Here is a 25,300-nt window from a genome sequence, read left to right as displayed (position 1 = left end):
GGTCATCTTGTCCGATTCCGGCTGGAAGTAGTCTGGGCACCATGCGTGAGGTCTACCAGGAACAGCTCGGCAAGCTCGCTGACGAACTCGCCTCGATGTCGACGATGGTCGGCAGCGCCATGGAACGCGCCACCAAAGCGCTCCTGGAGACCGACCTGACGCTCGCCGAACAGGTCATCGAGGAAGACGTCCAGGTCGACGAGGCGCGGGCCCGCGCCGAGGAGCACGCCTTCGGGCTGCTGGCGCTGCAGGCGCCGGTGGCCGGTGACCTGCGCACGGTGATCTCCACCATCCACGCCGCCGAGGACCTGGAGCGGATGGGCGATTTGGCGCTGCACGTGGCCAAGGCCGCGCGCCGCCGCCACCCGAACGCGGTGCTGCCGCCGGACGTGCAGCCGTACTTCGCCGAGATGGGCCGGGTCGCGGTCAAGCTGGCCGGGCGGGCCCACACCGTGATCCGCACGCAGGACGTGGAGGACGCGCGTGGGCTGGAGGAGGACGACGACGAGATGGACGACCTCCACCGGCACCTGTTCACCGTGATGATGAGCCCGGAGTGGTCGCACGGAGTTGCCGCCGCGGTGGACGTCACGCTGTTGGGTAGGTTCTACGAGCGGTTCGCGGACCACGCCGTTTCGGTGGCTCGCCAGGTGGTGTTCATCGTGACCGGAAAGATGCCGTCCAGCTGAGCTGTTTCCGCAGGTGGCAGTGGGTTCGATCAGAGAAGTATTAATACTCGGTCTCAGTACTCGCTGTTGTGATCAACGTATGCGATCCTCGTTCGGGTGAGAAGGTACCGAACCGCGTCCCTCGGGGTGTGCGGTGCGTAAGAGTCCTACCGTGCATCGCAGAAGACTGGGCAGCGAGTTGCGCCGACTGCGCGAGACCGCCGGGCGCACGCACCGCGAAGTCGCCGCCCACCTGGACTGCTCCCAGGGCAAGATCAGTCAGATCGAACTGGGCCGAGTGCCGGTCCGCACTTCCGACGTGCGGCTGATGGCCGAGTTCTACGGCGCTACCGACGACGAGCTCACGTCGCTGGTGGACCTCGCGCAGGACTCCAAGCAGCGCGGCTGGTGGCAGCAGTTCCCGAGCACCGCGCAGCGGCCCGGCCTGCAGACCTACCTCGGGCTGGAGACCTCGGCGAAAGCGGTGAGCTGCTACGGCGCGGACCCGCTCCCGGAGCTGCTGCAGACCGCCGAGTACAGCCAGGCGCTGCTGAACACCGACGCGCACATCCACGGCCCGGACGAGCTGACCGAGCGGCTGACCGTGATCGCAACCCGGCAGCAACGGCTGCTCGGTGAGCATCCGCTGGAGTTGTGGGCGGTGCTCGACGAGTCGGCGTTGCGCCGCGCCGTCGGCGGGCCCGGCGTGATGCGCCAGCAGCTGGAGCACTTGGTGCTGCTGGGTTATCGCCGCAACGTCACCATCCAGGTGCTGCCGTTCCAGGTCGGCGGGCATCCGCTGATGGGCGACCGGATCGCGGTGTTCTCGTTCCCGGACGACGCCGACCCCCAGGTCGTGCACCTCGGGGACTCGGCGAACTCCCGGTTCCTGGACAAGGCCGCCGACACCGCCGACTACCTAAAAGCCTTCGAGCAGGTCTGCGGGCTGGCGTTGAACCCCAAGGATTCCAGCGCTTTCATCTCGGCCATCGCCGACGAAATCCCGACGTGACAACGCCTTCCGGCGGCTGCGGTGCTAGGCGGCACCTGCCTCGGCGCGGAGGGTGTCCATCGTGGATCGGTCGGCGGGGAAGAAGGACTCGATGGCGAGTTCGGCGACCGTGACGTCCAGCGGAGTCCCGAAAACCGCTGTCATGCTGAAGAACGACAGCTCCCGGTCGCCGTGCCGAAAACGCAGTGGCACCACGACATCGCCCGCGCCGGGCAGTTCGACTTCGGGTTCTGGCTGGTCGCACGGGTAGTCGCGCAGTTCGGCGAGCAGGTCGACGAGCGCCGGGTCGGCGGTTGCGGCGGATTGGCGGCGCAGGCGGCCGAGGACGTGCGCGCGCCACTCACCGAGGTTGACGATGTTCGGCGCCATGCCTTCCGGGTGCAGGCTCAGCCGCAGCACGTTCACCGGCGGCGCGAGCAGTTCCGGGGTCGCTGCTTCGAGGAACAGCTGGATGCTCGCATTGGCCTCGACCAGCTGCCACGCCCGGTCGACGACCAGCGCCGGGTACGGCTCGTGCCCGGCCAGCACCTGCCGCAACGCCGCGCGCACCGCCGCCAGCTCCGGCGCTTCCAGGCCGCTCGCCGGGTAGGCCGGTGCGTAACCGCCCGCGAGCAGCAGCCCGTTGCGTTCCCGCAGCGGGACGTCGAGGTGCTCGCTGAGCCGCAGGATCATCTCCTTGGTCGGCTTGGACCGCCCTGTCTCCACGAAGCTGAGGTGCCGCGTGGAGATGTCGGCGTCCAACGAGAGTTGCAGCTGGCTCAGCCGCCGACGCTCCCGCCATTCCCGCAGCAGCGCCCCCACCGGGCGCGATTCCACTGTCGTCACACCACGACACTAGTCAGCCGGGCCATTACCTCCCAGGTAAAGCTGCTGCGGTCAGGTGGCCTGGCCGCTCTGATCGTCATTACTTCTCGGGTAATCGACGCGATGACTTCCGGGCCGCAAGCTGGTGCCACCGAGATCGCAGCACGAAAGGACGCACCGATGAGCTTCGACCAACTCCTGGACCGCTACCTCGCCGCCTGGAACGAGCGGGACGCCGACAAGCGCCGCGCCGCGGTCGACGAACTCTGGACGGCTGAAGGCACTTACACCGACCCGCTGGCCGAGGTGCGGGGCAGGGCGGCGATCGATGCCACGATCGCAGCGGTCCAGGGCCAGTTCCCGGACTTCGTCTTCCGCCCTGGCGGAACCTTCGACGCCCACCACAGCATCGCCCGCTTCACCTGGGAACTCGGCCCGGCTGACGGAGAAGCGGTGGTGGTCGGCTTCGACGTCGCGGTCCTGGACGACGACGGCCGGATCCGCGACGTGCACGGTTTCCTGGACAGGGTTCCGGCGATGTGAACGGTCGTGGGGGGGGGGGCCCGGGGGGGGGGGGGGGGCGGGCGCCCCCCCCCCCCCCCCCCCCACCCCTGGTTCAGGTGGGCCAGCAGGTCCTTGGTACGCCGTTGCTCTTCCCCTGTGCCGTAAGGGATTCCGACCAACTCGGTCGCGCCCGCTTCGGCGAACTGGCGAAGCCGTCGCGCCACCGAGGTCTCGTCACCGATGACGGCCACCTGTTCCGGTCCAGCGGCGCCTTCCCGTTCCAACATGGCGCGATAGCTGGGCAAATTCCCCGCTCCGCCGAACTGTTCGCCGAATCGCCTGCTCGCGTCCTCGGCATCCGCGGTGACGCACACCGAAACCATCGCCACCACCCGCGGTTCGTCCGCGCTGCGGTGCAACTGCGGGAGGACGTAGTTGTCCAGTGTGCTCGGCCCTGCCCAGACCGTGATCGTGCCGTCGGCGAGTTCGCCCGCGACGCGCAGCATGGCCGGGCCGAGGGCGGCTACCAGCACCGCGGGCGCCTCGGCCCCTGGGACGTCGATCCGTCCTGCGGCTTTCAGCGTCTCGCCGTCGAAATCGACGGTTTCACCGCGCAGCACGGGCCGCAGCGCAGCCAGGTATTCGCGCAGGTGCCGGGCTGGTTTGTCAAAGGAATAGCCGAACTGCTCCTCGATGATCATCCGATGGCTCGTCCCGATGCCGAGATCAAGCCGGTTGCCCGTGACGGCCTGCGCGGTCAGCGCCTGCGCACCGAGCGCCAGCGGATGGCGCGGGTAGGTCGGCACGACAGCCGTACCGAGGCGGATTCCGGGGACTGCACTGCCTGCCACCGCAAGCGATGTCAGCGCATCGCCCGCGGTGTGCTGTCCCAGCCAGAAACTCGCCAAACCGGCGTCGGCGGCGTTGCGCACCTCCGCCACGAGATCGGCGTGCGAAAGCCCTCGATCGTCGACACTCAGCCCGATTCGCATGTCAGATCCCCACGTCCAGCACTGCCTTGCCCGCGATGCGTCGTCGCAGTAGCGCATCGGCGGCCTCGTCGAGGCGGTCCCACGTGCCGCGCCAGCCGACCTCCGGGGACAACCGACCGGCCGCGACAAAACTGACCAAAGTGGCCAGATCTTCGGCGGGAGCGGCCACGTCGCCCCAGGTGTTCAGCGACTTCGACGGACCGACCGCGAACAGCGAATACGGCTCGAACACCGCCGCCGCACCGGATGTCCAACCGATGTTCTGCACCCGCCCACCCAACTTGACCAACCGCCACGCCTCGACCAGCAGCGGACCACCGACGTTGTCCAGCACCAGATCGACCGGCTGCACACCGCCCAGATCGGACACCACCTCGTGCGCACCCAACTCGGCCAGACCTTCTTGCCGGTTGTCCTGCGCGATGACGTGCGCCCCGCCGATCAACGCGAGCTGCACGGCATACCGACCAACCCCGCCGGAAGCGCCGGTGATCAGCACGCGTTTGCCGAGGATCGCTGTGCTGCGCAGATTGCGCAGCGCCGTGATGCCCGCCATCGGCAGCGCCGCCGCCTCAGCCAGGTCGACCGACTCCGGCACCTCCGCCACTGCGTCGGCGTTGACCGCCATGCGCTCCGCCCAGGCACCCGCGCCGAACGCGATCACCCGAGTGCCGACCGGCGGGCTCCCAGCGGCCGCCCGCACGACGACGCCCGCGGCGTCGTAGCCGTGCACGGTGTCCGGCTGCTGGCTCCCGGCGAAGGCGATTTCGCCGTGGTTGAGCGAGATGTGCTGGACGTCGAGCAGCACCTGGCCTGGCCCCGGTGTCGGCTCCGGAACCTCACCGATGCGCAACTTCACCGGCGCTTCCGGGTCGACGACGAGTGCTCGCATGTCTCCTCCAACCGGACTGGTGGTCCGCTTTTGCCACGGTAGCATAGGCGGACTGACAGTCCGGTTCAATCGCGGGAGGTGACGTGCCGAAGCAGGAGCGAGCCGACGCGGCGCGCAACCGCCAGGCCGTGCTGGCAGCGGCCGAGCGGCTGCTGGTCGAATGCGGCCGCGACCACGTGTCGCTGGACGCGGTCGCGGCCGAGGCTGGGGTCGGCAAGGGCACGGTGTTCCGCCGCTTCGGCAGCCGAGCGGGTCTGATCCGGGAGCTCCTGGAAGAACGCTCCCGCGCGCTCCGCGAAAGCGTCACCGAAGGCCCGCCACCGCTGGGGCCGGGCGCACCCGCGGGCGAGCGGCTCCTGGCGTTCTTGGCCGAGCTGACCGCCATCGGCGAGCAGAACGCCGCGCTGCTCTCAGCGCACGAAGCGGCTTGCGCGGACAACAAGCACGAAGACCCCAGTTACCGCTTCTGGGCCCAGCACATCGCGAACCTGATCAGCGCGGAACGCCCCGACCTGGACGCGGACTTCCTCAGCCACGCGATCCTGGCGACCTTCGACGCCGACCTGATCCGCCACATGCGACGCCGCGGCGACTCCTTCGCGGACTCGGTCCAATCCCTGGCGATGGCACTGCTGCAAGCGCCGTCGTGAGTGGACAACCGGGCTCCAGCCCGGTTCCGCACTCACGACCCCATTCGGGCGATGAGTGAAGGGCACCTTTGACCGAGTAAGCCGGTCAAAGGTGCCCTTCACTCGTTCCTGGACTAGCCGAAGCGGCCGGAGATGTAGTCCTCCGTGGCCTTCTGGGTTGGGTTGGAGAAGATCTTGCCCGTTTCGTCGATCTCCACCAGTTGGCCCGGCTCGCCGACCGCTCGCAGGTTGAAGAACGCCGTTTGGTCGCTCACCCGCGCCGCCTGCTGCATGTTGTGCGTGACGATGACGATCGTGTAGTCCTGCTTGAGCTCGGCGATCAGGTCCTCGATCGCCAACGTGGAGATCGGGTCCAGCGCCGAACACGGCTCGTCCATCAGCAGCACGTCCGGACGCACCGCGATCGCCCGCGCGATGCACAACCGCTGCTGCTGACCGCCGGAGAGCCCACCGCCGGGCTTGGTCAGCCGGTCCTTGACCTCTTCCCACAGGTTCGCCCCGCGCAGCGCCCGCTCGGCGACCTCGTCGAGGTGCTTCTTGTTCTTCTCGCCAGCCAGCTTCAGGCCAGCGACCACGTTGTCCCGGATCGACATGGTCGGGAACGGGTTGGGCCGCTGGAACACCATGCCGATGGTGCGGCGCACCTGCACCGGGTCCACGTCGCTGGCGTAGACGTCCTCGCCGTCCAGCGACACCTTGCCGTCGACGCGAGCGCCCGGGATGACCTCGTGCATCCGGTTCAACGAACGCAGCACGGTCGACTTGCCACAACCGGACGGCCCGATGAAGGCCGTGACGCTGCGGGCGGGGACCTGCAGGGTCACATCCTGCACGGCGTGGAACTTGCCGTAGAACAGGTTCAGGTCCTTGACGTCGAGACGCTTGGCCATGTTTGGAGTCCCTACTTCGTCTTGATCGCGAAGAGCCTGGACAGCGCCGTCGCGACAAGGTTGATCAGCATGATGACGAGCACGAGGGTCAGCGCGGCACCCCACATCCGGTAATCACCGGCCAGCGTGCCGGTGCGGCGCTCCATGTAGATGGTCAGCGGCAACGACGCCATCTCCCCGTTGAAGAGGTTGAAGCTGATCGCGCTGGAGTAGCCCACCAGGATCAGCAGCGGCGCGGTCTCGCCCAGCACGCGGGCCAAGCCCAGCATCACACCGGTGAGGATGCCCGACAGAGCCGTCGGCAGCACGATCCGCACGATCGTCTTCCACTTGGGCACGCCGAGCGCGTAGGACGCCTCGCGCAGCTCGTCCGGCACGATCACCAGCATCGTCTCGGTCACCCGGACGACCACTGGCAGCATCAGCAGCAGGAGCGCGAACGCCACCGCGATTCCGCTGCGGTGGAAGCCGAAGGTGGTGATCCACAGCGCGTAGATGAACAGACCGGCCACGATCGACGGCAGACCGCTGAGGATGTCCACCATGAACGTGGCGACCTTGGCCAACCGCGACTGGCGCCCGTACTCGACCAGGTAGATGCCCACCAAGACGCCCAGCGGCACCGCGATGACCACGCACACCAGCCCTTGCAGCACGGTGCCTACCAGCGCGTGGTAAATACCGCCGCCGAAGTCGTTGGGCAGCAGGCCGTTGAACGAGTGCGTCCACCAGTCCGCGCTGAGCACCGGCCGCAGGCCCCGTTCCAACAGCGTCCACAGCACCCACAGCAGCGGAATCACCGCGATCACGAACGCCGCGGCGAACAACGTGGTGGCGACGTTGTTCTTGAACTTGCGTGCAGCGCCGATGCTCTGGAACGCCGGTGGCGCGGCGAGCTTGTCCACGTCCGCGGTGTCGGTCCTCATGCTTTCTCCCCACCGCTGGTGCTCTCGATCCAACGGGCGATCGCGTTGACGGCGAAGGTGATGACGAACAGCACCAACCCTGCCGAGATGTATGCGCCGACCTGCAGATTGTTGTTGAACTCCGCAGCACCGAGCGCGATCTTGGACGCGAAGGTCGCACCGGCGTCGAAGATGCTGTAGTTGGGCGGAGCGGTGACAGCGCTGAGGATGATGGTGAGCGCCATCGTTTCGCCCAGCGCCCGGCCGAGCCCGAGCATCGAGCCGCCGATGAAACCGTTGCGTCCGAACGGCCAGACGGTGGCGCGCACGACCTCCCAGCGGGTGGCGCCGAGTGCCAGCGCACCCTCGATGTGCGTGCTGGGGGTGCGGGAAAAGACCTCGCGGGTGACACCGGTGATCGTTGGAATGATCATCACGGCGAGCACGATCCCGGCGGTGAACACGTCCGTCCCCCCGCCCATCGGCCGCACGTTGCCCTCGGCGAAGAGCGGGATCCAGCCGAGGCTCTGGTTCAACCACAACGCGGCCGGCCGGAGCACGGGCGCCAGCACCAGGAAGCCCCAGAGGCCGTAGACCACCGAGGGGACCGCGGCGAGCAGGTCGACGACGTAGGCGAACGGCCGGGCGAGGCCGCGCGGCGCGTATTGGGTGAGGAACAGCGCGATACCGCAGGACAGCGGCATCGCGATCACCAGCGCGACCACCGAACTGGCCACCGTGATCCAAGCCAGGTCGAGGATGCCGAACGTCAGGTTGTTCGGATCCCGCGTGTCCCACTCCCGGCTGAACAGGAAGTTCACCTGGTCGACCTGCAGCGCCGGTACCGCGCGGATCAGCAGGAAGATCCCGATCGCCGCGATGAGCGCCACCACGAAGGCACCGGATGCGGTCGCGACCGAGGAGAACACCCGGTCGCCGATGCGGTACGTCCTGCCCGCAGAAGTGTCAGGAGCGGAAATGGGGGCCTCCGGTCCAGAACTGGGCGCCGAAGCGCCCCGCGGGGCACCGGAGGTGCGGTCCGCGGGGCGCAGCTCGGCTCTCGTCGAGTCGGTCACTGCTGTTTGCAGCCTCTCACTTCGTCCGTTCGACCCGTTGTTCGCCCTGGTTGTGTGCGACTTGGGTTACTCACGAGATTGCGTTGACCGCGTCCAGGACCTTGGTCTTGAAGCCCTCCGGCAGCGGAACGTAACCGGCGCTCTCCAGCTCCTGCGGGTTGGCGTTGGCGGCCACCGTCAGGAACGCCTTGACGGACTTCAGGGTTTCCGGGTCGTAGCCCTTGGAGCAGACGATCTCGTAGGTGTTCAGCACGACCGGGTAGACGCCCGCAGCCTTGTTGCCGTAGATCGATTCGAGGTTGACCCGCAGGTCGTTGCCCTGGCCCTCGATCTGGGCGCCTTCGATGGCCTTGCCGATGTTGGCGGTGGTCAGCTCGACCGGGCCAGCGCCGCTGTCGATCTTGGCGATGCCCAGGCCCAGGTTCTTGGCGAAGGACCACTCGACGTAGGTGAAGCCGCCCTCGGTGGCCTTCACCGACTGCGCGACCTGGTCGCTGCCCTCCCGGCCCTGGCCGATTCCGGGTCCGCCCTGGAGGGTCTTGCCCGTGCCGGTCCAAGCGCCGCCGGTGGCGGTGGCCAGGTACTTCTGGAAGTTCTCCGTGGTGCCGGACTCGTCGGAGCGGAAGAACGGCACGATGTCGATGGACGGCAGCTGCGCGTTCGGGTTCAGCGCCTTGATCGCCGGGTCATCCCACTTCTTGATCTGGCCCTGGTAGATCTTGCCGACCACGTCGGCGTTGAGGGTCAGGTCGGTGACACCGGGCAGGTTGTAGGAGATGGCGACCGGACCGAAGACCATCGGCAGGTTCCAGGCCGGGTTGCCCTGGCAGCGCTCGGCGGCCTTGGCGACTTCGCCCTTCGACTCGCTCAGCGCCGAGTCGGAACCACCGAAGTCGATCTGGCCAGCGATGAACTGGGAGACACCGCGGCCGGAGCCGGACCCGGTGTAGTTGACCTGCTGACCCTGGCACTTGAGCCCGTAGTCGCGCTTGAACACGTCCACGGCGTTCTTCTGCGCGGACGAGCCCTCTGCGGAGAGGGTCTTGGTGCCGCATTCGACCTGCAGGCTGTCCAGGGCGGGGTTGCCACCACCGGCAGGAGCGTTCTGATCCGAGCCGCAGCCTGCGAGCACGAGCGCGCCTGCGGCGAGGACGGCGAACGCGGCGCTGTGCCGCTTGATCTTCACTTCGTTCCTCCAGTCAAGGAAACACCAGGCATTGCGCGACAGGCCGGTGCTTCTGCCGCTCACCACGGACGCTAAGGAGTCGGGGTGGACGGTCGCCGCCATCGAGGTGAATGGAAGGTGAACAAGGCACGCTAAGTAAGCGGACGCGCATTCCAACGGGGGATCTTCGGCTTCGCACTGAAGTGGCCGGGTTACGCAGGGCAGCGCCAGATCAGCGCCCAAATTGCACGTCGGTATCCCATTTGCCGAACCCCAACCGCTGGTAGATCTTGATGGCGGGCTCGTTGTCCGCCTCGACGTAGAGCATCACCTGACGGCATCCGATGTCCCGGAGATACCGCAATCCCGCCACGGTGAGTGACCGTCCCAGTCCACCGCCCTGCGCATTGGGATCGACGCCGACGACGTAGACCTCACCCATGCCGTCGGGATGCACCTTGGTCCAGTGGAAGCCGAGCAGTTCGTCGCGGCTGTCCACGGCGAGGAAGAACCCGGCGGGGTCGAACCACTCCTCGCGCTCCTTGGCGCGCAGGTCCTGCACGGTCATGCCGCCCTGCTCCGGGTGCCAGGCGAACGCCCGGTGGTTGACCTCGACCAGCGCGGCTTCGTCCCGGCCCACCCGGAAGGTGCGAATCCGGACACCTTCGGGTGTTTCCACCGTCGGCAGCTCCGGCTCGGCGAGCTCCCGGCCCATCCGCCAGAGCTCGCGCGGACGGCTGAGCCCGAAGCGCTCGGCGAGCCGCACCGCGCCCGGGTGCTCGCCGTGCGACCAGATCCGCAGGCGGCCCAGGTCCGGCGCGGGCTCGGTGGACAGCTCGGCGCGGTCCAGCAGCGCCTCCACCAGGCGGGTGCCAGCGCCCTTGCGGCGGTGGTCGGGGTGCACCGCGAGCTCGGCGACCAATTGACCGGCGGTCTTCTCGTGCTCGGTGTCCAGGTGCGCGTAGCCGATCAGCACGCCCCCGGCATCGCGCACCACGAAGTGCTCGGAGCGCACATCGGCCTGCACGGGCTCGATCTGGTGGATGACGTCCCGGTGCGCCTTCAGGCGCAAGATCACGTGTTCGCCGACCGGGGCCACCCCGTCGGTCTTCTCGGTCTTGTCGAGCAGACCCATGACCTCGGCCGCTTCACTGCTGTCCAGTCCATTACGCCAAGTCAGCTGCACGCCAATGACGTTACCCACGATCCTCGCGGTTGACGCGGCCGAAGCGCTGGGAACGAACTCAGCCACCGCGGACGCGGTTCGTCGTCGCCCTCGTGGATCGGGTCAGGACGTGGTGATCGTTTCGCGGTCCACCGCTTCGATCCCCACCTGGTCCGGCTCGGACGACTCAGCGACCAGCGGGGAGTTGGTGCGGTTCGGCCGGACGAACTTGTAGCCGACGTTGCGGACCGTGCCGATCATCGAGTCGTGCTCCGGGCCGAGCTTCGCGCGCAGCCGCCGCACGTGCACGTCCACCGTGCGGGTGCCGCCGAAGAAGTCGTAGCCCCACACCTCCTGCAACAGCTGGGCTCGGGTGAACACCCGGCCCGCGTGCTGGGCGAGGAACTTCAGCAGCTCGAACTCCTTGTAGGTCAGTTCCAGCGCCCGCCCCCTCAGCCGCGCGGTGTAGGTCGCCTCCTCGATCACCAGGTCGCCGACGCTCAGCGAACCGTCGCCGGTGGCGTTGGTGTTGCTGCGCCGCGAGACCAGCAGCCGCAGCCGGGCGTCGATCTCGGCCGGGCCGGTGGTCGGCAGCAGGATGTCGTCGACCCCCCACTCGGCACTGATCGTGACCAGGCCGCCCTCGTTGACCAGCGCGATCACCGGCACGTCTCCCGCCGACAGCAGACGGCACAGGTCGCGGGCGCCGGCCAGATCGGTCCGGGCGTCGACCAGGATCACGTCGTGCGCACCACCGGAGAGGATGGCGCCCGGATCGGCGGGCAGGGTGCGGACTCGGTGCGGTAGCAGGGTCAGCGAGGGCAATACCGCTTCGCAGTCCGATTCGCTGGTAAGCAGCAGCAGCTCGGAGCTCATCTGGGGGCCTCCGTCCCAAGGCGAGAACAACCGACGACCGGTGAGGGGAAAGGCACCACCCGCTCGACAAACGGATGGCTCGGCGTCGTTGCCTGTGGATGGCAAGGAGAATAACCGAAATGCGGCGGAAAAACCCAGGTCCAACCGGCGGCATCACATTTGTGAACAACAGTCGACCATTTGTTACGGGAATGTGTCACGCCCGCCGGGTCGCGCTGGCCGCCGACGACGGCACGGTGCTGCGCGGTCTGCTGTACCTGGGGCCCGGACTGCCCGCCGAGCTGGGTTTCGTGGTCGGGCACGGTTTTACCAACCACGTGCGCAAGCCCAGCGTGCGCCGGGTGTTGGAGCGGTTGTCCGGCCACGCGCCGGTGCTCGCGGTCGATTTTCGCGGCCACGGCCGCTCCGGTGGGCGGACCACCGTCGGCCCGGCCGAGGCGCTGGACATCGCCGCCGCTGTCCAACACCTGCGCGACCTCGGCTGTGAACGAGTGGTTACGGTCGGCTTCTCACTGGGCGGCTCGGTGGTGCTCCGCCACGCGGCGCTGTCCGCGGCGCCGGACGCGGTGATCTCGGTGAGCAGCCCGGCGCGCTGGTGGGTCCGCGACACGCCCGCGATGCGCCGGGTGCACTGGCTGCTCGAACAGCCGCACGGCCGGTGGAGCGCCCGATTGCTCGGCGTCCGCCTCGCCCCGGCGTGGCCGGACGTGCCGATCTCGCCGATTGAGCTGGTGCCGCGCATCCCGGTGCCGCTGCTGATCGTGCATGGCGACCAGGACCACTACTTCCCGGTGGCCGACGCGGTCGCGCTCAGCGAGGCGGGCGGCGGCGAGTTGTGGCTGGAAACGGGCATGCGGCACGCCGAGAGCGCGACCGGCCCCGATTTGGTGGACCGCATCGCCCGGTGGGCGGCCGATACAGTGAAGCCACCCGATCGTGGTGGCCGCTAGGGCTCAACGGGGAAGCCGTCGGCCATCTGCCTGGCCCCGACAGAACGGACCGTTCGGTGAAGAAGCTCGCCATCGCACTCGTAATCCTCTTCGGCGTCCTGGTGGGCGCCGACTTCGGCGCGGCCGCGATCGCCGAGTACCAGGTGTCGAAGCGGATGGCCGCGCAGTTGCACCTCCGCGAGGACCCCGAGGTGCGGATCAACGGCTTCCCGTTCCTCACCCAGGTCGTCGCCGGGAACTACCGCGACGTGCAGTTGGCGGCCAACGCGGTGCAGGTCGGTCAGCTCAACGAGGTCGGCATCGAAGCCGACCTGCACGGTGCGCGGGTGTCCACCGCCGAACTGCTGGCCGGTACCGCCGACCACGTCACCGTCGATCAGCTGGTCGGCCGGGTGAAGCTGAAGGCGTCCGACGTCGCGCGGCTGATCGGCATCCAGGACCTCACGATCAACCCGGCGGACAAGGACGCGCTGGCCGACGACGAAGGCAACATCAGCAGCGAGGACGAGCAGCTCGCGGCCGGTACCGACGACACCAAGACCGTGGTGCAGCTCGACGGCACCGTGAACATTGCCGGTTCCGACAACAAGGTGCGGGTGATCGCGGTGTTGTCGCTGGTCAACGGCAAGATGGAGATCGACCCGCGAAAGCTGGACCTGAACAACAGCGCGCTCGGGCCGATCGAGCTGCCGCCGCTGTTCGAGCAGTCGGTGCTCAAGCAGTTCAGCACCACCCTCGACCCCGGCATGCTGCCGTTCGAGATCACCCCGACCGCCGTGCGCGCGGAACGGGGCGCGCTGGTCATCGAGGGCACCGCGGACAACGTCACGATCAACTCCAGCGGGGTGAGCACGGGGTGAACGCCGGAACCTGGGCACTGCTGATCGCCGTCGTCGTCGCCGTGGTCTTCGGCCTGGTGTGGCGGAACCGCGAAGGCAGGGTGCGCACCAAACCCAGCGAGGAGATCTTGTTGGACCAGTTCCCCGAGGGCCTGCGACAACGACTCGCCGACGCTCCGGACGAGGACGCGAAGGTGACGCTGCTGCAGCTGTCCACCACCTTCTGCGCGCCGTGTCGGCACACCCGCATCCTGCTGACCGACTTCGCGCAGCGCACCGACGGCGTGCGGCACGTGGAGGTCGACCTCACCGATCATCCGGAGTGGTCGACGCCGCTGCGGGTGCACCGCACCCCGACGACGCTCGCGCTGGACAGCAAAGGGCGGGAGCTGTTCCGCGTGGGCGGCGTCCCGCGCCGCGACGTGCTCGCCGCCACCCTCCAACCCCACCTGTAACCGATCACAGCCGCGTCTTACGTCTCACCTAGTGAACGAGGTTCCCGCCGATCGGTCTAGCCGGTAGCCTCCCACGCGTGCATGTACTGCTGACCCGAAGGCGCGCGGTCGATCTTTGCCGCGTGGGCAGCAGCCTGTGTTGCGGGCACTGACCGGGCGGTAGTACGTCTTGCACCTTGCACGGTTGTGCCACGGCAAGGGTGTGCGTCCAAACCGCCTGACGGACTCGGCAGCCGCAGTCCACAGTCAGGAGGCCCCATTGTCTGCCAGAACACTCGACCCACGTGGCGTTCGCTTCACCGCTGGAATGACCAGCGTGATCCTGGCCCTCGGCCTGGTCACCACCAGCTGGCGGGTGTTGGCCGCCCAGATGGTGCTGTTCGGGATGTGCGCGTTCCTCGGAATGCGGCTCAACCCGTGGGGTTACCTCTACCGGCAGGCGGTGCAGCCGCGCCTCGCACCGGTCGACCCGGCCGAACGCGAAGACCCCGCACCGGTCCGGTTCTCCCAGGGCGTCGGTTTCGCCTTCACCCTGGTGGCCACCGTCGGCTACGTCGCCGAGTGGACCGCGCTGGGCATCGTCGCTAACGCGTTCGCCCTGGTGGCGGCGCTGCTAAACGCGGTGTTCGGATACTGCCTCGGCTGCCAGATGTACCTGTTGCTCCGGCGCTTCGCCCCCGCCGGTGCGTCCGCATCAGACACCCGCTGAACCATCGAAGATCAACGAAGGAGTCGCTCGATGAGCCGCGCAGAGGTCCTGGTTTCCACCGAGTGGGCCGAACAGAACCTGAACACCGCCGGGGTGGTGTTCGCCGAGGTGGACGAGGACACCACCGCCTACGACGGGGGGCACATCCCCGGGGCCATCAAGCTGGACTGGAAGAACGAGCTGCAGGACCACGTGCGCCGTGACTTCGTCGACCGCGAAGGCTTCGAGAAGCTGCTGTCCGCCAAGGGCATCAGCAACGACGACACGGTGATCCTGTACGGCGGCAACAACAACTGGTTCGCCGCGTACGCGTACTGGTACTTCAAGCTCTACGGGCACGGCGACGTCAAGCTGCTCGACGGCGGCCGCAAGAAGTGGGAGCTCGACGGCCGCGAGCTGACCAAGGAAGAGCCGAACAAGGCGGCGACCACCTACAAGGCCCAGGACCCGGACACCTCGATCCGGGCGTTCCGCGACGAGGTCGTGGCCGCGATCGGCAACAAGAACCTGGTCGACGTCCGCTCGCCCGACGAGTTCGCGGGCAAGCTGCTCGCCCCGGCCCACCTGCCGCAGGAATCGGCGCAGCGCGCCGGGCACATCCCGTCGGCGATCAACGTGCCGTGGAGCAAGGCCGCGAACGAGGACGGCACCTTCCGGTCCGACGAGGAGCTCACCGAGATCTACGCCGAGGCCGGGCTCGACACGTCGAAGGAGACCATCGCCTACTGCCGGATCGGGGAGCGCTCCTCGCACACCTGGTTCGTGCTGCGCGAGCTGCTCGGCAACACCAACGTCAAGAACTACGACGGGTCCTGGACCGAATACGGCTCGCTGGTCGGCGTGCCGATCGAGAACCCGGCCGAAGAAGCCAAGAACTGACGAGCACTGTTCGAATGCGGCTCGCGCAGCGGTACCTCAGTCGCCACCTGAACACCGCGGCGAGTCGCAGGCACGGCCCAAGTGGTAGCGCCGCTTGGGAAAATCGCACGAAGGAGCGTTGAGCATGAGTGGATGCGGAGCGCCGCAGCAGTCGGCCACGGCGGTCGCCGAGGACACCGACCAGGTCGTGGTGACGGGCAAGGTGCGGGCCGGGGACCAGCCGGTCGGCGGGGCTTTCGTCCGCCTGCTGGACGCCTCCGGCGAGTTCACCGCAGAGGTCGTCTCCTCGCCCGAGGGTGACTTCCGGTTCTACGCCGCGGCGGGCACCTGGACCGTCCGGGCGCTGCACCGGGACGGCAAGGGCCAGGCGGAGGTCTCCGCCACGGGCCCCGGCGTCCACGCGGTGGACATCGCAGTCGCCTGATCAAACGAATTTCTCTGAGCGAAGGGCACCTTTGACCGGCTTACCCGGTCGAAGGTGCCCTTCACTCTTCACGCTTCCGTGTGATCGGCGTCAGGCCGCGGGCTTGGCGCGGAGGAGGGCGAAGGCTCGTTCGTCGCGGTCTTGGGAGCGCGGGTCGGAGTCCTGCTGGCAACCGACCGTGGTGAAGTCCACGACCTCCCAGCCGGTGCGGTCGAACAGCCGCCGCAGGCCCGCCTCGCTGAAGATCCAGAAGTTGGTCGCGTCGTTGTTGGCCTCCGCCGGATCCAGCAGGTACGCCACCGGCTGCTGCTGGATCCGGGTGCCATCCGGCGCGACCTGCGCGATCCGGGTCGACACGAAGCACAGGTCGGCCCGCTTGGCCAGCGCCTCAAGCACGAAGAACGGGTTCTTCAGGTGGTAGAGCAGCCCGAGGAAGAACACCGCGCCGTAGTGCTCGGCGGGTAGCCGGAACTGGGCGTCCAAGTCGATCTCGTGCACCTCGGCGCTGGACCCCAACTCCGCGGCGAGCCGCCGCGCGCCGCGCAGCCCGTTGAAGTTCGTCGGCGCGTTGTCGATCACATCCACCTGGCAACCGAGTTCGGCTTCCAGGAAGAACCCGAAGTCGCCGTCGGCGGCGCCGATGTCGGCGACGCGGGTACCGGCCAGCGTCCCGAACACCTCGCGCCGCGGCCCGGTGAGCAGCGCGTCCAGGTGGAAGATGTTGGCCATCGTGTCGTACGGGTACCAGCCGAAGTCGCTGGGCGCGATCTTTTCCTTGCGCGCCAAGAGGTCCTCGCGGAAGGCAAGTGCCCGTTCGCGCAGCGTCTCGAAGTCCATGTGCTCCCGTCCCGGCTGTTGGTCTGGGCAGATCATGCCCGACGCCACAGTCCGCAGGGCGCCCGCGGTGGTTATCCTTTGCGCGTGGAACTCATCGACTTCCTGCACTACGGCCTAGTCACACTCGTCGGCCTCGCCGCGGTCGCGACCATCTGGTTCGCTTGCTACGTGGTGTACCGCCTGTTCAGCGACTGATCTGGGGCCACCGGTAACCTCGATTCGATGACTCAAACGCCGAACGCACCACAGCCTGGCAGCGGCGATGCCGCGGTCGCCGCGGCGGCGGAGCGCGCCAAGCTCACCCGGAACCGCAACGTCCCGGAGTTCGACGACCTGCCCGGTACCGGCGACACCGCCAACCTGCGCATGGGCCCGTCGCTGCACGACGCCTGCCTCGCGCTGCTCCCACTGGTCGGCGTCTGGCGCGGTGAGGGCGAGGCGTCGCACCCGTCGCTCGACGAGAGCTACCGCTTCATCCAGCAGGTGACCATCGCGCACGACGGCCGCCCGTTCCTGACCTACGCCAGCCGCGCTTGGCGGCTGGACGGCGAAGGCGGCAACGTCATCGCGCCCGCGTTCCGCGAGGTCGGCTTCTGGCGCCCGCAGCCGGACGACACGATCGAACTGCTGGTCCTGCACGAGAGCGGCGTCGCGGAGATGTTCTTCGGCACACCGCGGAACCAGACCACCTGGGAATTCGGCACCGACGCGGTGCTGCGCACTCCGACCAGCGATGACGTCACGGCGGCCAGCCGGTTGTACGGCGTCGTCGAGGGCTCGCTCGCCTACGTCGAGGAGCGCGCCACCTCGGAACACGAGTTGCAGCCCCGCTTGTCGGCGAAGCTCGACCGAATCGTCGGCTGACGGCACTGCGAACGGCGATGGGTTGGTCGCGGCGGAGCCCGGCGACTTCGGATGAGATCTCCGGGTTCCGCCGCCGGTCGTCAGTAGTTCGACTCGTAGAGCCGGATGAGCTCGGCGTGCAGTTCGGCGTCCGCCTTGATCTCGGTGCCGTCGATGGAGCGCACCTGGGTCATCAGCCGCACGCTGGAAGCCAGCCACACGCCGTCGCTGTCGAACAGCGCCGAGGCCGGGAACTTCTCCACCTTGGTCTGCCACCCCGCCTTCTCCGCGGCGCGGAACACCGCGCCCTGGGTGGTGCCCTTGAGGATGCCCGAACTCGGCGGCGTGGTCAGCAGGGTGCGTCCCTGGGCGAGCACGACGTTGGAGGTCGGGCCCTCCAGCACCGAACCGTCGGTCGCGGTGAAGATCACCTCGTCCACACCGCGTGCCTCGGCCTCCCGCATGGCGGCCATGTTCACCGCGTACGACAGGGTCTTGGCGGACAGCAGCAGCCAGGGCGCGCGCTCCATCAGGTCCGGCGCGTAGCCGCGCTCCAGCGTCACGGCCGCGACGCCCTCGCTGCGCTTGCGCAGGGTGTCGGCGCCGATCTGCATGCCCATCGCGAAGCCGTTGGGCGTGCCGTCGCCGCCGTCGATGCCGCGGGTGCACACCAGCTTCAACGCCATCTGCGGGTCGGTGTCCCACGGCCAGTTGTCGATGACCGCCTGCACCGCACGTTCCCATACGGAGCGTTCGGGCAGCAGCATCTGCATCAGCCCGGCGGAACGCTCCAGCCGGTCGAGGTGCGGTCCGAGTTCCCGCGGCTGCCGGTCGACGACCAAGATCGTCTCGAAGATGCCGTCACCGCGCATCACCCCGAGGTCGTCGGCGCGGAACAGCGGCGTCTGCGGATCAACGATCGTCCCATCCAAAAGTGCCAGTACGCGCATGCCCGAAGCCTAGAACTTCGCCGGCCGCGACCGGCGGCGGCCCGCGCGTGCGACCGGTCGGTTCGGTCGCGGCGTTACGATCGGAGTGCCGACCTTCAAGCGCGTCGAGCACAGGAGCGGGCATTGAGCGAGCAGGGATCGCTGCGCAGCACCTTGCACCAACGCGGCATGCGGATGACGCCGCAACGGCAGCTGGTGCTGGACGCGGTGCGCGAGCTGGGGCATGCGACCCCCGAGCAGGTCTGCCGCAGAGTGCAGGGCACCGCCTCGACGGTCAACATCACCACGATCTACCGCGCCCTCGACCTGCTCGAAGAGCTGGGGCTCGTGCGGCACACGCATCTGGGGCACGGTGCGCCGACCTACTCCGTCGAGGAGCACGAGCACGTCCACCTGGCCTGCCACAGCTGCGGGACGATCGACGAGGTGTCCACCGAGCTGCTGGACGACCTGACCCGGCGGCTGCTCGCGCAACGCGGGTTCGCCCTGGACCCCACCCACCTGGCCCTGTCCGGCCTGTGCCGGAACTGCCGCAACGCCGCCGCGGAGGACTGATGAGCCACACTCCCTCACCGGCTCATCGAGGCCGACCGGGTGCGGGTGTCCCGCAAGATACCGAGGAGCGCTGATGAGTTCACCACTGTTGGACCTGCCGGGTGCGGTACCCGCGCCGGGGGATGCGGTGGACGTCGGCGTGCCCTGGCACTTCGGCGACCCCTTCGCCGAGCAGCGCTCCGCGGCGCGGGCGGCGGTGCTGGTGGACCGCTCGCACCGGGAGGTCATCGCGGTGCCCGGCGAGGAGCGGTTGAGCTGGCTGCACCTGGTGCTGTCGCAGCACGTCGCGGAGCTGCCGGACGGGCAGGGCACCGAGGCGCTGGTGCTCGACAGCCACGGCCACGTGGACAGCCACATGCTCGTGGCGCACCACGAGCGCGTGGTCTACCTGGACACCGACGCGGGCGCGCAGGCCACCAGCGCATTGCCGACGATCGGGGTGGACGGCAGGCAGTCGTTGCTGGAATACCTCGACGCGATGCGGTTCTGGTCCAAAGTGGAGCCTCGGGACGCCACGGCCGAATTCGCGGTGCTGACCGCCGTCGGCCCGGACGCGGGCGGCATCCTCGGCCAGTTCGCGCCGGCGCCGTCCAAGCCGTACGAGGTGCACGGCCTGCCCGGCGGCGGTTTCAGCCGGAACGTGCCGTTCCGGGCGCTGCCCACCATCGATCTGGTGGTGCCGCGGGAATCGCTGGTGGAGTGGTGGACAAAGCTGACCGACGCGGGCATCCGGCCCTCCGGCACGCTCGCCTTCGAGGCGCTGCGCGTGGAGGCGCTGCGGCCACGGGTCGGGCTGGACACCGACGAGCGCGCGATCCCGCACGAGCTCGGCTGGGTGCACGTCGCCGCGCACGTCGCGAAGGGCTGCTACCGCGGCCAGGAAACCGTGGCCAAGGTGCACAACGTGGGCAAGCCGCCGCGGCGCATGGTGCTGCTGCACCTGGACGGCTCGGTGGAGATCCAGCCGGAGACCGGCGATCCGGTGTGGCACGGCGAGCGCAAGGTCGGCCGGGTGGGCAGCGTGGTGCAGCACCACGAGCTCGGGCCGGTGGCGTTGGCGCTGCTCAAGCGGTCGACCCCGGTGGATGCCGAGCTCGTCGCCGGTGATCCGGAGCAGGACCGCGCGGTGGCGGCGGCGGTCGATCCCGATTCGGTGCCACCGGACACCGGCGAGCCGCCGGGGCGCGTCGCGGCCCAGGGGCTGCGCGGCCGGTAACGGCGGTAGTTGACGAGGCGGGTATGCCTGACAGGTGCGGACCGAGCCTCGTGGCGTTCTCACCCGGCAGCGGCTCGTGTGCTGGAAAGTGCTCGGTTTCGCACCGATGTTGAAACAACATCACCCGAACTGTTGGCGAGCTCTACCGAATTACCGGAGGATGGCCACGTGATCGAAGTCCGCCCGGGTGGACGGCGCCGCATCGACAGGGTCCTGTCCCCGGACTACACCAGTGGCATGGAACACCGCACGCTCGGCGAAGTGCGTGCGTTGCGCGATGAGGCGGCGCAGGAGGAAACGGATCTCTCCTACCTGCGCCGGGTGTTGCACGCGCGGATCGACATCGTGCGGGCCGAGCAACGACGGCGTCAGGAGGGCGGGTCCGCCTCGGTCGTCGAGCAACTGGTGAACATCCTGGCGGACAACGCCGTCGGACCGGCGGCCGGTTCCGGTCGGTACCAGACGACCGAGCCGACGCGGGCCGAGGCGCACCGCAGGCACGTCGAAGCACTGGTCTCCGACGTCGACCTCTCGGACGTCATGTCGCTGTCCGAGATCAAGCTGGACCGGGCCTTGCTCGCCTACACCGGGGAAGAGGACTCGGTGTCGCAGCGCCGCCGGGAGGTCCAGGACGTGGTGGATCGGCTCAACGCCGAGATCGCGCGCCGGTATCGGGAAGGCGCCGCGTCGGTGGACGATCTGCTGGCGGAGGAACGAGACCGGCGGTGAACAACCCGGTTCCACTCGTCGGAGCAGTCCGAAGTGGACTCCGAGAGGTACTGCCGTGAACCGCACTTCGCGGCACGCAGGATGACGAAAACGAGGTGAAGGGCACCTTTTACCAACTTACTTGGTAGAAGGTGCCCTTCACTGCTCACCTGAATGAGGTCGTGAGTGCGAAAGCGGGCTGGAGCCCCCTTTCGCACTCACGACCTTTTTTGCTTCCCAACAGCCACTTCTTCGGAGTACGCTCACATACTGGTACTGATATTCCACATTTTGAGACGGATGACATGAGTGCGCGACCGGACACCTACACCCACGGACACCACGAGAGCGTGCTGCGATCGCACCGCTGGCGGACCGCCGAGAACTCCGCCGCGTACCTGATCCCGCACCTGCGGCCGGGCACCAGCGTGCTCGACATCGGCTGCGGGCCAGGCACCATCACGCTGGACTTCGCCGCCCTCGTCGGACCGGGTGCGGTGCTGGGCGTGGACAACGTCGAGGCCCCGTTGGAGATCGCCCGCACCGGAGCCGCCGAGCGCGGCCTGCACAACGTCACCTTCGCCAACGCCGATGTCTACGGCCTGCCCTACGACGACAACTCCTTCGACGTCGTGCACGCCCACCAGGTGCTGCAACACCTGACCGACCCGGTCGCCGCGCTGTGCGAGATGCGGCGGGTGTGCAAGCCGGGCGGCATCGTGGCGGCCCGCGACGCGGACTACGGCGGCATGCGCTGGTCACCGGACAACCCCGGCCTGGACCGCTGGCTGGCGCTGTACCGCGACGTGGCGCACCACAACCGGGCCTTCCCCGATGGCGGCAAGTACTTGAAGACCTGGGCGCGCGCTGCCGGGTTCAGCGAGATCACCTGCACGACGTCGGCGTGGTGCTTCGCCACGCCCGAGGAGCGCGCCTGGTGGGGCAACCTGTGGGCGGACCGCATCCGCCAGTCGTCCTTCGCCGAGCAGGCGCTGGACCACGGCCTGGCCACCCGCGACGAGCTGGAAGAACTCGCCGCGGCCTGGCACACCTGGATCGACTCCGACGACGGCTGGTTCGCCGTCCTCAACGGCGAGATCCGCTGCCGCCCGTGATCGTCAACGGTGCCGTTGACCGGCTCACCTGGTCAACGGCACCGTTCATGCGGGGTTCCGCTGGTCAGTTGTGGCGTTCGCGGGCGGCGAATTCCGACCAGAAGTCGCGGAGCGCTTCGTAGCGGGTGCCGACTTCTTCGGCGTCGTCGGCTTCCATCGCGTCGACGATCGCGTGCACGTCCTCCGCCGAGGTGTCCGCGTCCAGATCAGCCGCCGTCATCAGCTGCACCAGACCGCCGTAGTCCAACTCCACCGCGGAATGCGGGTGGAAGCGCTCCAGCCAGCGGCCGGTCTCCCGCAGGATCCGCGTCGGCCCTTCCTCGCCGATGGACTTCCGCCCGATCGCGTGCGCCCGTGCGACCCGCCGCCGCGCGTCGGCCATCGCCACCCGCCAGCACACCCGGCGCCGCCCCGGCTCGGTGAACACGCACCGCTCAACCGGATCAACCAGCACGAACCAGGGCAGCGGGACGGTCCAGGTGGACGACAGCACGTGCACCGCACTGCCCGCCAGCTCGCTGACCACCGCGCTGGCCCGCACCCTGGCCTTCTCCACCGGCACCGACAACGCAGCGGAACGCAGCGGGATCTCGGCATCACCGAGGAACCCGACCAGCGCCGCGGCCGCCCGCCCGCGCAGGTCCAACGGGCACACCAGCGGCCCCGGTCCCACGGTGGCCGCCGGAGCGCTGGGCACGTCGGCCGGGTCGATCACCAGCACGTCGCCGACGCCCTGGACCGCGCCGTCGGCGGATTCGCCGGGCAGCAGCCGGGGCGGCGCGGCGAGTTGGCTGCGCAACCAAACGTCTTGTTCCCGCAGCCCCGCGTCGAACTGATCGACCGGCCCGCGCTCAACGGCTGCCGCCAGTTGCTCGCGCAGAGGGGAGTCGAAGGACGACAAGGGCTCGTACACCCTCAGATAGGCGACGAACGGCTCTGGCACAGCGTGCATGGTGTCATGCGGCGGGCGAACCGCTGCGGTTGGCTCAAGCCGCGTCGGTGCGAAACAGCTGCCAACGGGCATGATCGAGGCGGGCGAGTGCCACGTCACCCAAGACACGTCCACTCAGTCCTGGCACCACGTCGCGTTGAACCGCCTCGACACGGTACGGTAGTTACAGGAAAAGTTGTCGAGATCATGCGGGGCCGACATTCCCCTGTCCGCCCCGCAACCCTGTGCGAGGGGGTCGAGCCATGGGGCGCGGCCGGGCTAAGGCCAAGCAGACGAAGGTGGCCCGCGAGCTTAAGTACAGTTCCCCCGCCATGGACATCGAGGCGTTGCAGCGCGAGCTGTCCGTCTCGGAGTCCGGCGAGTGGTCCAGGGAGGACCGCGATGACTCGCGCGACGACGGGTACGACGACTACGACTACGACCGACGTTGAAGCACATCTCCACCGAGGGCGGCGGATGAACGCTGTTCGCTCGATGGCGAGGTGCGTCGGAGTCGTCGTCTGACCCGATGTGCATGAGCGGGTGGGGTTGACGGTTCGCAAGTCCCACATAGGAGGAGCACTCGTGAGTGGCGTTGCCGGAGCCACCGGCGACGCCACTCACGTCTGTGCACCACCAGCCGGACAAGATCCGATTCGAAGGTCGTTCCCGGCCACCTGAAGCGCGAAAGGGCTGGCGCGCGCGGGCCGCCTCTCGGCGGGTGGCGCTGCTGGGCTCCAGCCGAACGGTATTCCCAGCAGGCAGTAGTTGGAGCCCGGGGGCACGCGCGCACGCCAGCTACTCATTCAACGGCCGAGCGCCCCGCAGGATTCCCGGCCGCGATCAGAGATTTCACGACGCGGCTTCCGGGGCATCCGAGGTTTCGCTTGCCGGGCTGCGAAAACCAGCCTCTTAGAGGGCCGCGGATTGGTGTGTCGAGGTGGTCGTCAGGCAAGCGGCGGCAGCCGCTTCCTCCCACCCTCGCAGCTTGCACCGCCGCGGGTTCTCAGAGGCTTTCTCGCGTGGTGTATCGGACATACATGATGTCGGGGACCCCGGAGACGAGAAAACCTCTGAGGTTCCGCCACCCGCACCGCCACGCAAACCAACCCGCGAACTCGCTTAGAAGCGCGGGTGGTTGCCTCGGAGCATTACTCGGTCGTGCTCTTCGGTGCCTTCGACGGTCGGTTGCTTGGCGATCTCGCCGAGCGCCCAGGCGGGCACATGGCGGGCCGTGAGCACCGCGAGGGCGCGGTCCACGTCTTCGGCGGTCACCACGGCGACCATGCCGATGCCCATGTTGAAGGTGCGCTCCATCTCCTCGGCCTCGACCCGGCCGCGCTGGGCGATCAACCGGAACACCGGGGCCGGGGTCCAGCTGCCCCGGTCCAGCACGGCGGTCAGGCCGCTCGGGATCACCCGCGCCAGGTTCTGCGCCAGGCCACCGCCGGTGACGTGCGCGAACGTCCGCACCCCCGCCTCGGCGGCCAGCGCCAGGCAGTCCTTGGCGTAGATCCGGGTCGGCTCCAGCAACTCCTCGCCGAGGGTGCGGCCGAACTCCTCGACGTGGCCCTCCAACGGCATCCGGGCGATGTCCAGCAACACGTGCCGGGCCAGCGAATAACCGTTGGAGTGCAGCCCGGACGAGCCCATCGCGATCACCACGTCGCCGGGGCGGACCCGTTCCGGGCCGAGCATCGCGTCCGCCTCGACCACCCCGACCCCGGTGGCCGAGATGTCGTATTCGCCGGGCGCCATCATGCCGGGGTGCTCGGCGGTCTCGCCGCCCAGCAGCGCGCAACCGGCCCGCACGCAACCCTCCGAGATGCCCTTGACCAGGTCGGCGATCCGGTCCGGCACGACCTTGCCGACCGCGATGTAGTCCTGCAGGAACACCGGCTCGGCGCCGCACACCACCAGGTCGTCGACCACCATCGCGACCAGGTCGATGCCGACCGTGTCGTGCAGGTCGAGGGCCTGCGCGACGGCAAGCTTGGTGCCCACCCCGTCGGTGGAGGAGGCCAGCACCGGCTCCTTCCACCGGTCGAGCTTGAGCCGGAACAGCCCGGCGAACCCGCCCAGCGAGCCGAGCACCTCGGGCCGGGTCGCGCGCTGCGCCCACGGGCGCATCTTCTCGACCGCCTCGTCACCGGCCTCGATGCTCACCCCCGCCGCGGCGTAGGTGGCTTTCGGACGCCCGGTCTGGGCAGACCCTGCGAGCAGGTCTTCGGACACGACTGGCTCCACATCTAAGTGCGATTTGCGATTCGCTGGACGCGCATGTGTAGCA

General features: G+C 68.6%; 29 protein-coding genes and 1 pseudogene. 17 read left to right on the top strand and 13 right to left on the bottom strand.

The genetic code is table 11. The annotated features are described in order from the left end of the window. The first annotated feature begins 41 nt into the window (after positions 1-41). Positions 42-689 (top strand): phosphate signaling complex protein PhoU, encoded by a 648-nt coding sequence (phoU, locus tag MOQ72_RS19815; RefSeq protein ID WP_242185348.1) that lies wholly within the window; start codon positions 42-44, stop codon positions 687-689. Positions 690-840: 151 nt separating this feature from the next. Continuing rightward, positions 841-1,680: a helix-turn-helix domain-containing protein gene (locus MOQ72_RS19810; protein WP_242185346.1), complete on the top strand. Its 840-nt coding sequence runs from the start codon at positions 841-843 to the stop codon at positions 1,678-1,680. A gap of 24 nt (positions 1,681-1,704) precedes the next feature. Here the strand turns inward: MOQ72_RS19810 and MOQ72_RS19805 are convergent, their stop codons facing one another. Beyond that, positions 1,705-2,505, bottom strand: a complete 801-nt coding sequence (locus tag MOQ72_RS19805; RefSeq protein ID WP_242185344.1) for a helix-turn-helix domain-containing protein — start codon at positions 2,503-2,505, stop codon at positions 1,705-1,707. A gap of 102 nt (positions 2,506-2,607) precedes the next feature. On the opposite strand from MOQ72_RS19805, the gene MOQ72_RS19800 reads away from it, so the two are divergent. After that, entirely contained in the window at positions 2,608-3,027 is a 420-nt protein-coding gene (locus MOQ72_RS19800; protein WP_308197913.1) for a nuclear transport factor 2 family protein, read from the top strand. Between the two features lie 146 nt (positions 3,028-3,173). Here MOQ72_RS19800 and MOQ72_RS19795 read toward each other — a convergent pair. Beyond that, a pseudogene (locus MOQ72_RS19795) lies at positions 3,174-3,980 on the bottom strand (TIGR03564 family F420-dependent LLM class oxidoreductase); the annotation flags it as partial. A gap of 1 nt (position 3,981) precedes the next feature. Next, positions 3,982-4,872: a zinc-binding dehydrogenase gene (locus tag MOQ72_RS19790; RefSeq protein WP_242185343.1), complete on the bottom strand. Its 891-nt coding sequence runs from the start codon at positions 4,870-4,872 to the stop codon at positions 3,982-3,984. Positions 4,873-4,955: 83 nt separating this feature from the next. Here MOQ72_RS19790 and MOQ72_RS19785 point away from each other — a divergent pair, with 83 nt between their 5' ends. Beyond that, positions 4,956-5,522, top strand: coding sequence for a TetR/AcrR family transcriptional regulator (locus MOQ72_RS19785; RefSeq protein ID WP_242185342.1), 567 nt, complete (start codon positions 4,956-4,958; stop codon positions 5,520-5,522). A 113-nt stretch (positions 5,523-5,635) separates the two neighbouring features. On the opposite strand, the gene pstB is transcribed toward MOQ72_RS19785, so the two are convergent. From pstB to MOQ72_RS19755, 6 genes are all read right to left on the bottom strand, one after another. Beyond that, positions 5,636-6,412, bottom strand: coding sequence for a phosphate ABC transporter ATP-binding protein PstB (pstB, locus tag MOQ72_RS19780; RefSeq protein ID WP_242185341.1), 777 nt, complete (start codon positions 6,410-6,412; stop codon positions 5,636-5,638). Positions 6,413-6,423: 11 nt separating this feature from the next. Further along, on the bottom strand, positions 6,424-7,338 hold the full coding sequence (gene pstA / locus MOQ72_RS19775) for a phosphate ABC transporter permease PstA (protein ID WP_242185340.1): 915 nt from the start codon (positions 7,336-7,338) through the stop codon (positions 6,424-6,426). Next, on the bottom strand, positions 7,335-8,297 hold the full coding sequence (gene pstC / locus MOQ72_RS19770) for a phosphate ABC transporter permease subunit PstC (RefSeq protein WP_242185373.1): 963 nt from the start codon (positions 8,295-8,297) through the stop codon (positions 7,335-7,337). Before pstC ends, pstA begins: the two co-directional genes overlap by 4 nt. 166 nt (positions 8,298-8,463) lie before the next feature. Then, positions 8,464-9,579, bottom strand: a complete 1,116-nt coding sequence (gene pstS / locus MOQ72_RS19765) for a phosphate ABC transporter substrate-binding protein PstS (protein WP_242185338.1) — start codon at positions 9,577-9,579, stop codon at positions 8,464-8,466. Between the two features lie 211 nt (positions 9,580-9,790). Next, positions 9,791-10,750, bottom strand: a complete 960-nt coding sequence (gene mshD / locus MOQ72_RS19760; RefSeq protein ID WP_308197915.1) for a mycothiol synthase — start codon at positions 10,748-10,750, stop codon at positions 9,791-9,793. Between the two features lie 96 nt (positions 10,751-10,846). Then, positions 10,847-11,599, bottom strand: a complete 753-nt coding sequence (locus MOQ72_RS19755; protein ID WP_242185337.1) for a winged helix-turn-helix transcriptional regulator — start codon at positions 11,597-11,599, stop codon at positions 10,847-10,849. A 191-nt stretch (positions 11,600-11,790) separates the two neighbouring features. On the opposite strand from MOQ72_RS19755, the gene MOQ72_RS19750 reads away from it, so the two are divergent. The 7 genes from MOQ72_RS19750 to MOQ72_RS19725 all read left to right on the top strand — a co-directional run bounded on the left by MOQ72_RS19750 (position 11,791) and on the right by MOQ72_RS19725 (position 15,855). Next, positions 11,791-12,549, top strand: a complete 759-nt coding sequence (locus MOQ72_RS19750) for an alpha/beta hydrolase (RefSeq protein ID WP_242185335.1) — start codon at positions 11,791-11,793, stop codon at positions 12,547-12,549. 56 nt (positions 12,550-12,605) lie between these two features. Continuing rightward, on the top strand, positions 12,606-13,409 hold the full coding sequence (locus tag MOQ72_RS19745) for an LmeA family phospholipid-binding protein (RefSeq protein ID WP_242185334.1): 804 nt from the start codon (positions 12,606-12,608) through the stop codon (positions 13,407-13,409). Beyond that, positions 13,406-13,843, top strand: a complete 438-nt coding sequence (locus MOQ72_RS19740; protein ID WP_242185333.1) for a TlpA family protein disulfide reductase — start codon at positions 13,406-13,408, stop codon at positions 13,841-13,843. The genes MOQ72_RS19745 and MOQ72_RS19740 overlap by 4 nt, the downstream gene beginning before the upstream one ends. A gap of 77 nt (positions 13,844-13,920) precedes the next feature. Next, positions 13,921-13,995, top strand: coding sequence for a putative leader peptide (locus MOQ72_RS45635; RefSeq protein ID WP_350945149.1), 75 nt, complete (start codon positions 13,921-13,923; stop codon positions 13,993-13,995). 107 nt (positions 13,996-14,102) lie between these two features. Continuing rightward, positions 14,103-14,552 carry a DUF4395 domain-containing protein gene (locus MOQ72_RS19735; protein ID WP_242185332.1) on the top strand — a complete coding sequence of 150 codons (450 nt, stop codon included), beginning with the start codon at positions 14,103-14,105 and terminating at the stop codon, positions 14,550-14,552. A 30-nt stretch (positions 14,553-14,582) separates the two neighbouring features. Next, the gene (locus MOQ72_RS19730; protein ID WP_242185331.1) at positions 14,583-15,431 is read left to right on the top strand and encodes a sulfurtransferase; all 849 of its coding nucleotides are present in this window, start codon (positions 14,583-14,585) and stop codon (positions 15,429-15,431) included. Between the two features lie 124 nt (positions 15,432-15,555). After that, positions 15,556-15,855 carry a DUF1416 domain-containing protein gene (locus MOQ72_RS19725; RefSeq protein ID WP_242185330.1) on the top strand — a complete coding sequence of 100 codons (300 nt, stop codon included), beginning with the start codon at positions 15,556-15,558 and terminating at the stop codon, positions 15,853-15,855. A 90-nt stretch (positions 15,856-15,945) separates the two neighbouring features. On the opposite strand, the gene MOQ72_RS19720 is transcribed toward MOQ72_RS19725, so the two are convergent. Next, positions 15,946-16,692 carry a class I SAM-dependent methyltransferase gene (locus MOQ72_RS19720; protein WP_242185329.1) on the bottom strand — a complete coding sequence of 249 codons (747 nt, stop codon included), beginning with the start codon at positions 16,690-16,692 and terminating at the stop codon, positions 15,946-15,948. 222 nt (positions 16,693-16,914) lie between these two features. Here MOQ72_RS19720 and MOQ72_RS19715 point away from each other — a divergent pair, with 222 nt between their 5' ends. Then, positions 16,915-17,556: a heme-binding beta-barrel domain-containing protein gene (locus MOQ72_RS19715; RefSeq protein ID WP_242185328.1), complete on the top strand. Its 642-nt coding sequence runs from the start codon at positions 16,915-16,917 to the stop codon at positions 17,554-17,556. A gap of 80 nt (positions 17,557-17,636) precedes the next feature. Here MOQ72_RS19715 and MOQ72_RS19710 read toward each other — a convergent pair whose 3' ends face one another. Next, positions 17,637-18,485 (bottom strand): aminodeoxychorismate lyase, encoded by an 849-nt coding sequence (locus MOQ72_RS19710; protein WP_242185327.1) that lies wholly within the window; start codon positions 18,483-18,485, stop codon positions 17,637-17,639. 123 nt (positions 18,486-18,608) lie between these two features. On the opposite strand from MOQ72_RS19710, the gene MOQ72_RS19705 reads away from it, so the two are divergent. The 4 genes from MOQ72_RS19705 (at position 18,609) to MOQ72_RS19690 (ending at position 22,079) form a co-directional block, all read left to right on the top strand. After that, entirely contained in the window at positions 18,609-19,040 is a 432-nt protein-coding gene (locus MOQ72_RS19705; RefSeq protein ID WP_242185326.1) for a Fur family transcriptional regulator, read from the top strand. Between the two features lie 73 nt (positions 19,041-19,113). Further along, complete coding sequence (gene ygfZ, locus MOQ72_RS19700) at positions 19,114-20,256, top strand: CAF17-like 4Fe-4S cluster assembly/insertion protein YgfZ (protein ID WP_242185325.1); 1,143 nt, start codon at positions 19,114-19,116, stop codon at positions 20,254-20,256. A 168-nt stretch (positions 20,257-20,424) separates the two neighbouring features. Continuing rightward, the gene (locus MOQ72_RS19695) at positions 20,425-20,985 is read left to right on the top strand and encodes an RsiG family protein (RefSeq protein ID WP_242185324.1); all 561 of its coding nucleotides are present in this window, start codon (positions 20,425-20,427) and stop codon (positions 20,983-20,985) included. Positions 20,986-21,269: 284 nt separating this feature from the next. Then, positions 21,270-22,079 carry a methyltransferase domain-containing protein gene (locus tag MOQ72_RS19690; RefSeq protein ID WP_242185323.1) on the top strand — a complete coding sequence of 270 codons (810 nt, stop codon included), beginning with the start codon at positions 21,270-21,272 and terminating at the stop codon, positions 22,077-22,079. A gap of 64 nt (positions 22,080-22,143) precedes the next feature. On the opposite strand, the gene MOQ72_RS19685 is transcribed toward MOQ72_RS19690, so the two are convergent. Beyond that, entirely contained in the window at positions 22,144-23,031 is an 888-nt protein-coding gene (locus tag MOQ72_RS19685) for a DUF8083 family protein (protein WP_277954339.1), read from the bottom strand. Between the two features lie 242 nt (positions 23,032-23,273). Between MOQ72_RS19685 and MOQ72_RS19680 the strand changes: the two genes are divergently transcribed. After that, a complete protein-coding gene (locus tag MOQ72_RS19680) occupies positions 23,274-23,462 on the top strand; it encodes a DUF3073 domain-containing protein (protein ID WP_242185370.1) in 189 nt (62 codons plus the stop codon). Between the two features lie 670 nt (positions 23,463-24,132). Here the strand turns inward: MOQ72_RS19680 and purM are convergent. Continuing rightward, a complete protein-coding gene (purM, locus tag MOQ72_RS19675) occupies positions 24,133-25,245 on the bottom strand; it encodes a phosphoribosylformylglycinamidine cyclo-ligase (RefSeq protein WP_242185321.1) in 1,113 nt (370 codons plus the stop codon). Positions 25,246-25,300 lie beyond the last annotated feature (55 nt).

Origin of the sequence: Saccharopolyspora soli (genome assembly GCF_022678645.1) — a bacterium.
Classification (GTDB): Bacteria; Actinomycetota; Actinomycetes; order Mycobacteriales; family Pseudonocardiaceae; genus Saccharopolyspora; species Saccharopolyspora soli.
Note: the sequence above shows the minus strand (reverse complement) of the source record. Positions and strands in the feature narration are given on the sequence as shown.